This is a genomic window from Abiotrophia sp. (genome assembly GCF_057275535.1).
Window position 1 is genome coordinate 1 of record NZ_DBHIRJ010000016.1, and the last position, 8,134, is coordinate 8,134.

General features: G+C 43.8%; 8 protein-coding genes. 1 reads left to right on the forward strand and 7 read right to left on the reverse strand.

Annotation, left to right across the window (positions count from 1 at the left end; all coding sequences use genetic code 11):
* Positions 1-71 precede the first annotated feature (71 nt).
* From ACO53F_RS09385 to ACO53F_RS09400, 4 genes are all read right to left on the reverse strand, one after another.
* The gene (locus ACO53F_RS09385) at positions 72-908 is read right to left on the reverse strand and encodes a DUF368 domain-containing protein (protein ID WP_311464957.1); all 837 of its coding nucleotides are present in this window, start codon (positions 906-908) and stop codon (positions 72-74) included.
* Between the two features lie 188 nt (positions 909-1,096).
* Complete coding sequence (locus tag ACO53F_RS09390) at positions 1,097-2,230, reverse strand: ATP-grasp domain-containing protein (protein ID WP_485138202.1); 1,134 nt, start codon at positions 2,228-2,230, stop codon at positions 1,097-1,099.
* A 75-nt stretch (positions 2,231-2,305) separates the two neighbouring features.
* Positions 2,306-2,998: a glycoside hydrolase family 73 protein gene (locus ACO53F_RS09395; RefSeq protein WP_485138203.1), complete on the reverse strand. Its 693-nt coding sequence runs from the start codon at positions 2,996-2,998 to the stop codon at positions 2,306-2,308.
* 38 nt (positions 2,999-3,036) lie between these two features.
* Positions 3,037-3,555, reverse strand: a complete 519-nt coding sequence (locus ACO53F_RS09400) for a hypothetical protein (protein WP_314761071.1) — start codon at positions 3,553-3,555, stop codon at positions 3,037-3,039.
* Positions 3,556-3,686: 131 nt separating this feature from the next.
* Between ACO53F_RS09400 and ACO53F_RS09405 the strand changes: the two genes are divergently transcribed.
* Positions 3,687-4,199 carry an FUSC family protein gene (locus ACO53F_RS09405; protein WP_485138204.1) on the forward strand — a complete coding sequence of 171 codons (513 nt, stop codon included), beginning with the start codon at positions 3,687-3,689 and terminating at the stop codon, positions 4,197-4,199.
* A 64-nt stretch (positions 4,200-4,263) separates the two neighbouring features.
* Here ACO53F_RS09405 and ACO53F_RS09410 read toward each other — a convergent pair whose 3' ends face one another.
* From ACO53F_RS09410 to ACO53F_RS09420, 3 genes are all read right to left on the reverse strand, one after another.
* Positions 4,264-6,078, reverse strand: coding sequence for a serine hydrolase (locus tag ACO53F_RS09410; protein WP_485138205.1), 1,815 nt, complete (start codon positions 6,076-6,078; stop codon positions 4,264-4,266).
* A gap of 90 nt (positions 6,079-6,168) precedes the next feature.
* Positions 6,169-7,350, reverse strand: coding sequence for a class I SAM-dependent rRNA methyltransferase (locus ACO53F_RS09415; RefSeq protein ID WP_485138206.1), 1,182 nt, complete (start codon positions 7,348-7,350; stop codon positions 6,169-6,171).
* Positions 7,351-7,995, reverse strand: a complete 645-nt coding sequence (locus tag ACO53F_RS09420; RefSeq protein ID WP_485138207.1) for an HD domain-containing protein — start codon at positions 7,993-7,995, stop codon at positions 7,351-7,353.
* Positions 7,996-8,134: the final 139 nt, after the last annotated feature.

The following is an 8,134-nucleotide window of genomic DNA, read 5'->3' on the forward strand; positions in this document are numbered from 1 at the left end:
TGAAAACACCCCATAAGTTGGATTTTTATTGTCCAACTTATGGGGTGCAGTACATTTCCCGGGCTTTTGTTTTACTTATATTTTTCTTCAAGCTGAGCCATCCACCAACCCATCCCTGTCCCCAAAAGTAGAGTAAGGAAGCAGAGCAGGTATTGGAGTAAGCCAAAGCCAGTGTACTCTCTTGGAATAATCTCAATCGTTGAAGCTAGGACAATCCCAAAAATAAAATGGAAGAAGACACTGTAATGACTGCGGAAAATACGCTCAATCAGCTTAGAAAGCAAGATAATGGTCGCCAAGCCACCCAAGCCAATTGGAATTAGAACGGCTAAGTCTAACTGCTTAAATCCTGTCGCCATTTTTTCATAGAGTCCCATATAAAGGATAAAGTTAGATGGACTAAGACCAGGCACTAGAATCCCTAAAGCAATCAGCGCCCCGGAGATAAACCAAGAAATGAAGTTAGCCTCGACTTGGCCATTAAAGAGATGGCTACCAAACTGTAACAGCACAATCCCAAAGATAAAAGATCCTGCTAGCACCCATAAGTCCTTATGGCTGCGCCCTTCTTTACCAGCTTCTCGCCATAAAGCAGGCGCGGACCCTAGGATACAGCCGACAAAGAACCAAGAAACGATGGTAGCATAGTTAGCTAATAGGTAGCTGACCCCAAAGGAAAAGAGGACAATACCAAAAAGCGCCCCCAGTCCTACCGGAATAAAATAGAGGATATTTTCTTTGAAGTTCTTGGTTAGGTTGGCCAAAAAACCAATAATGCGTTCATAAATCCCAAAAATAGCAGCTAAGGCCCCGCCACTAACCCCTGGCACAATAAAGCCAGAGCCAATCAGTATCCCTACCAAAAAGCGATAGAGAAAAGGTTGTTGTTTTTCTTCTTGATGTTCCACCAAATGGAAACCCTCCTTATACAATCTATCATTCCAGGCCTGGGCCTGAAACCCCTGTTCTCTAGTCTAGCGTGAATTGTCTCAGAATGCAAGGCTGGGGCTAAGTTTAGCGTATATTTTTCTTAAGGCTAGCATTGACTTCTTAACACTTATAAGCAAAAACAGGTAGCCTGATGGCTACCTATTTCTTATTTTTTCAAGATATCCGTCAACTCAATCTGACGTTGACAATGAGCCAAACTTTCTCCTGTGACAATGACTTGTCCTTCTAAATCCAGAGGATTACGTCCCATTGGATTAAAGAGCGCGAAGCCCCAGTCAGTCCGTAGCATGTATTGGGTCATAACCTGCTCAGCATTTAAGGCTTCTAGAGGTAAGGCGATGGCCGCATCAGCTAAAGGCACTAGACTAGGCAGAGGTAATCCAACTACTGAGCGCACCATGGCCTCATAACATGACAAGGACATGGCACCTAGAGTAAACATAGCTGAGTCTTTAGCGCCTATCTCAACACTATTAATATAGACCACGCCAGCAGAAGTCACCAGAAAATCAATGGTCATACAGCCTACCAAGGCTAAGGTCTCGACTAAATAGCGCCCCAAGCGACGGATTTCTCGCTCAACTTCTTCATGGAGTTTGACTGGGTAGCGGACCTGCGTACCACTCACTGCACTAGATTGAACTTGTTCAAAAGGTGGATAGACCAGGAGTTCCCCTCGTTCGTTCCGAACCACCGACAATGAGACTACTTTTTCGCTAGGAATCCAAGCCTCAAGTATACAGGTTCCCAAGGCAATCTTGTCTTGAGCAGCTTCATAGTCAGCCTCGCTGTAAAGAATGAGATGGCTGCTCACAGCTTCAATGTGCCGTTGGGTATATTTGAGATAGCAAGGGAAGCCGATAAACTCCACCGCTTCCTTAACATCTTCTAGCGAAGTCACCATAGCAAAAGGCGCCACCAAGCAACGTTTCTCATCTAGATAGGCCTTTTCGATAAGGCGGTCGGTAGCAATAGCTCGTAAATCTTCTGATAAACTGACATCCGTAATATCAGCTAAGACCTTAAATGCCAAATTAGACAAGAGGCCGGGCTCTACAATAACGGTATCAATGCGGCCTGCAAAAAATCGCAAGGTTGCTTCATCATATGCTTCGGCCACTGTTTGCCAAGTCGCAAATTGCCGCACTAAATTTTCAGGATTCAAGACCAAACTGGCTACGCGGTAACCTAGCTTACCCGCTGCTTGCGCTAAGAGAGCAGCATGAACGCTGGATCCAATAATACCTACTGTTGCGCCTGGGTAATGTTTCTCTGGCATATCGCTGCCTCCTTCATTTTTCTACCATACTAGTGTAACATATTTTATTGCTTAAACCCATGAAAAAATATCAACTCATTTATCATATTGAGTCAGCTGCCACTCTTCAATGACAGCAATTAGCTTCTCCGCATAATCTGGATCCGTCGCATATCCGGAAGACTGTAAACCTCGTGCCTGGGACTGATAGTCCTTGGCCTCTAATACTGCTTGATACTGCTTAGAATTCCAAGATGTACCGTAAAAAATTAGCTCCGCGTGTTTAATTAGAGAGTCTTCCCAAGATTTGTAGACCTTAAAACGATCGACGATGGTCACCCACTCATTATTAACAAATTCCTTGGTCTCCAAATCCACCCCATCTGGATCTCCAGCTTCAGCTTTAACACCGAATAGATTATAGTAATTAGCGGCCAGTTGGCTCTGACCAAAATCCGACTCAACCATAGCTTGGGCTAAGGAAACACTAGCCAGAACGCCATACTGCTTCTGCAAACGTTGCGCAGTAGGAACTAATTTCTGAACAAATGATTCCCGATTAAGGTGTTGCACTTGATGATTATTCTCCGGCTGACCACCACGGTCTTGGATTACTTGGTAAGTTAAAAATAGAATCAAAGTAAGTCCAATAGCTAGTAGGGTCCCCTTGCCCAATTTCTGATAAAGGGCTAAACGAAACTTCCGCCAGCGAGTTTTGATTTTTTTCCAGTTCCAGCCACTACTTGCTTTTTTCTTCTTGGCATAGTAGCTTTTACCTTTTTTGGCCATGGTTCACCTCCTTGCTCTATTTCTTATTTTGATATCTCTTAGAGCTCACCATTCAATTGGTTATCAAACCATTCCAAGAGTTTAATCTCATCGCCTTCAATTTGTTGGCGAATAATGCCTGGTAACCGTAATTCTAAGACATCACTATAACCCCAGATATGATAATCAGCAATTACTTGTAAAATCATCATATTAGATTTGCGATTTGAGCTTTCCTCATTAGGTTCGCTGTGGTGCCACTCCATACGGGCCATGCCTTGATGAATCCAACGGCGGGCAATCTGATACTTGAGGTACTGATATTCTTTAACTGGATTGGCCATCACATCACTCAGACGTTCTGCATTACGAACGACTTTTTGAACGAGCATCCATTCGTAATCAGTGAAGAGAGTCGACAGGATTTTGACATTCTCATATTTGAGACCCTGTTCTCCCTTCTTGAAACGATCCCAGCTCTGGGGACTGATACCGAGTTTATCTGTATAAAAGGCCTTTTCGGTTACATATTTTTCTTTGACGGCATTAAGTACAATACTGATAAGGGCTTGGTTCATTTATATCACCTCATTGATGGATTACTTTCTTCCATTATACACCTTTTAGGTGAACTATCAAATGGTTTGTCCCCAAGTTCTTTTTTTGGTACACTTAAGCCTAAGAACGTCTACAAAGGAATATAAGCTGTATGAAACTAAATTTCGACCTCAAAGCCTTTAAAGTTGGAATGAGGACCTTTAAGACCATGATTGCGGTCGGCTTAACAATTACCCTCTTCGAACTTTTACACCGCCAACCTGCTGTCTTAGCGGCAATCGCTGCCGTTTTTACCCTGAGAACTGAACACGAGACCTCTGTTAAATTTGGTCGTATTAGACTTTTTGGCAATACCCTCGGCGTCATCATCGCCATCTTATTGACCCAGATTGCCCTTTGGATGAATCTCCCCTTACCTATCTATCGTGTATTAGGAGCAAGTTTGGGAATTCTCTTAATCATCGTCTTCTGCAATGCCTTCAACCACCCAGCTAGCGTCATCAATTCTAGCGCAACATTCTTTGTCGTTTTCCTTAATACACCTAAAGAGCACCTCCTAGATTATGGTGCCAATCGTATTTTGGATGCTATCATTGGCTCTGCCATTGCCATTCTAGTTAACCGCCTGTTGCCAAATCCTCAAGCTAAGAAACAGGCTCAGTAGTTTACCGAATCCATATACCAAAAAGAGCTGAGACAGAATTATTCGTCTCAGCTCTTTTTTTGCATTAATAATAAAGCCAGGTTCCACGAGTAGTGTCCCAATACCAACGCCCTTGTCGTGGCGTAGAATCGAGAACGCCGTCGCCATCATCATCGAAGTAATCGAAGACCGGAGCTGGTTCCACATTAGGATTATTGAGCTCAGCCTGAGTAGGTAATTCAGGCCCTGAAGAGCTACTTGTTGCTGAAGAATCACTGCTAGATGAGCTAGATTCATTAGCACTAGCTTGGCCCAAGTCAAATTCTGCAAGAGTCTTAACGATTGTCGCAACATTGGCGTTACCAGCTTCACCTTGTCCAGGAGCACCCAAAACTACGACAATCACTGACTTACCATTCATCTCTAAGATAGCGGCATAGTGATGCATAGACCCTACTTGATCAGGTGTTGTCATCTCATAACGACGAGTGACAGTCGTCAAGTCCGCTGGGAACTTAGTAGACACTGGCGTTTTAAGAACTGCTTCCTTAATTGCCGCGCTGACCTTCTCGTTCACCAACTTATCTTGAGCTAACTGATTAAGCAAGTTAGTCAAATCATAGGCACTTGTTGCCACACCTGTGATATCACCAGAGTCGTTCACACCTAAGTTAGCACTCATCTTGGTAGAATAGTAGCCTTGACTGTTAAGCCAAATATTTAACTCATTGGCGCCCCCTACTTGTTGAATTAAGTAATTTAAAGCAGTGGCATCTTGAGAAACGACTACTGCATCAATCAACTCTTGGATGCTAATCTTAGAGCCGATTGCATGAGTTGACATCGCCGTCTCCCCTGTCCCAATACGCAAGGATTCCTGAATTTCAACTTCGGTTGTCAATTCGAATTTCTTCTCATCAATCAATTGATAAGTCCGAGCTAAAACAAACCAAGCAAAAAGGTTGGAGGCTTCTGTAGACTTGGTACTTGATAAGTAAGGAGCCTTGCTACCTACTTCTTGTAAAGCAAGAATTTGCTTACTGTCCGATTTGAAAGCTGTATCTAAAGCTTTAACTTGGTCTTGGCTTAAGCCTAAATCAGGTGTCTGATAGTCAACTTGATCATTATAGCTTAAGCTATCAGCCTTAATGGCAACATTGACTTTAGTACCTGTCGATTTAGTAATTTGATAGCTTGGATCAACGTAACGTAAGACAAGATTATTGGATTCCTTAACCAAAGAATATTCTGTCAATTCAGTCCCATCAACGGAGAACTTGAAGGTATCACGCGTTAAGTTTTCTAACGGGCGTTCGAAGGTCAGGGTTAAGGTTACAAATGGATAGTTAGAAACATCCACTTTTTTATCTTTAGTTTGGAGGCCTGCAGCAGTACTTGCTTCTTCCTTGCTAGATTCTTGCGCAACTTGGCTAGAGGTCGAGGAGGCAGGAGTTTCCGTATTTTGATTACCCCACTTAATCCCGACTGCATTCAAAGCTTGTGGTAAATATTTAGGCAATTCAGGGCCATACAAGAAGGCTAAGAACAAGAGAATAAGCACCGCTACCATTTGTAAGATGCTGAAAATCACTCGCATAAAGCCACGTCGACGTTTTGGTTTGAATTCAGGTACTAATTCCTCGTCTTCATCCTCTGTTTGGAAATCTAAAGACTGACTGACCGCTTCTTGGTCAAAATTCTTCAGTTCTTGGGTGTTACGCCAAGCTTCATATTCCATGGTCTCATGCAAATCATCATGAGGCATGACTGCATTTGGATCAAAAGCATCTTCAACCTGTTGATGTGGTTCCCTTACCACTTTCTTCTCCGTGAAGGAGTAGCCACAACGGGCACAGTGTGTCTTACTTCTGACTGGCTTGCCACAGTTTGGACATTGCATATCTTAAATCCCTCCTCTAATTAGGTTGCTACCTATTCCCTACAATTCTATCATAGAATAGCTAAAAATTAAAGCGCCTTACCACAATAATTAGCCCTTGGTCCCCTTGGCCAAGACTAATACTTTCAAGTAATCACTGCGTTCATCTTCTGACCGCGGGAAATCCTCTCCTAAGCCAAAACTAGCCTGCAGTTCAGCGTCTGGACAAGCCGCCAAGCAATCTGCTTTAAAGTCCTCTAAAGAATAGGCTGAGTGATTGGTAGATAAGACTAGTTGACCACCTGGGGCCACCAAACACCAAAGATCTGCCGCAAGCCGGCCATAATTTTTGAGTGCAGAAAAAGTATATTTCTTCGTCCGAGCAAAGCTAGGTGGGTCGCACACAACTTGGTCAAAGGTCAGTCCTTTACGCTTAGCATAGCGGATATAGTCGAATACATCCATGACACGAATTTCATGCGCTTGACTAGGCGCCTCTATACCATTTAACGCGAAGTTTTCCTGGGTCTTAGCTAGGCTTCGATTAGCCACATCTACGCTAACGGTCTGGCTTGCGCCCCCCATTGCAGCAGCTACTGAGAAGCCACCTGTATAACTGAAAAGGTTTAGAATTTTCTTACCAGCAGCTCCCTGCATGACGTAGTCTCGCACCTGTCGTTGATCCAAGAAGAGTCCGGTCATCCATTCCTGTCCGAGATGAATGGCGTAGTGAATGCCATTTTCACGAATAATGACTGGGGCAGGTGCAACTTGCCCTTCAAGATGGTTAATAGCTTGTTCAGCCACTTGTTGGTCAAAGCGCTGAGTTTCATAGATTCCCAAGATGTCGGAAACATGAGCTTTAAGAGCTGATACTAGCTCATCGCGGTAATGGTAAATTCCTTGAGAATACCAGTTAAGCTGGATAAATCCTGCATACCAATCCACTGTCACCCCGCCCAATCCATCTCCTTCTCCATTAACTAAGCGAAAGGCAGTTAAGTCTGAACGATTGAAATAGGCCTGGCGCTGAGACAAGGCAACTTGAATCCGTTTCTCCACCCAGTTATCGTCTAGTTGACTGTCTCGAGTTAGCAGCCACCCCAGTCCTTTCTGCTGGCGTCCGACTAGCATGAGTCCCAGCCACTGCCCCGTCACTGACTTTAAGCCTACTATGCTTCCTTCAGCTAGTCGATCTGTTACTTCTGGCTCCATGACATCAGCTAACTGAATCAGCACCTTGCCTTGTTTCAGCCCTTGACTGGCTTTCTTCTTCATGATTAGTGTATTCATCTAACATTCTCCTTTGATTTCAGCCCAGAATTGTGCCAGGTACTGACGCATAAAGGCTGTTCGCTCTTGGGCTAGAGCACGGCCTGAGGCAGTATTCATCAAGTCAGCTAGCTTTAATAATTTCTCATCGAAATGGGCCAGGCTACTCTGATTTTGACGATAATCTTCTTGACTTAATTGGGACAAATCACGAGGAGGCAAGTCATTATAGAGATCATGTCCTCGTGAACCTCCATAATAAAAGGTACGAGCTATGCCAATTGCCCCTAAGGCATCTAGTCGGTCTGCATCCTGTACAATTTGCCCTTCAAGTGATAGAGATTGTTTTTCTTGCAGATTTTTGCTAAAAGACTGACGGTCCATAATTTCTAAAATAGTATCTCGCTCTGGTAAAGTTGCCCCTGCTTGTATTAGAAGCTCTGCTACTTCTCTGCGCGCTTGAGCTGGATTTGATGTCACCTTATCATCAATAACATCATGCAACCAAGCTGCAGCTAGCACAATGGAGGTTTTAATGGGCTGTGATTCAGCTACCATCAAACGATGAGCATTGGCAACCACACGTTCAAGGTGCTGAATATCGTGCCCTGTCTTATCTTGTGCCATACGTTGACGCGCAAAAGCTTCAATGATTCCTAAATCCATTCCCTGTCACACTCCTTTCTTGTATTCTAGCACAAGAGTCCTGCTTAAGGCTAGCTAGCACCCCGTGTTTACTTGCTTAAGCAGAAAAAATCCCTCAGTCCTTGCTAAGAAGGCTGAGGGATTTTGACTAGGCTTTAGT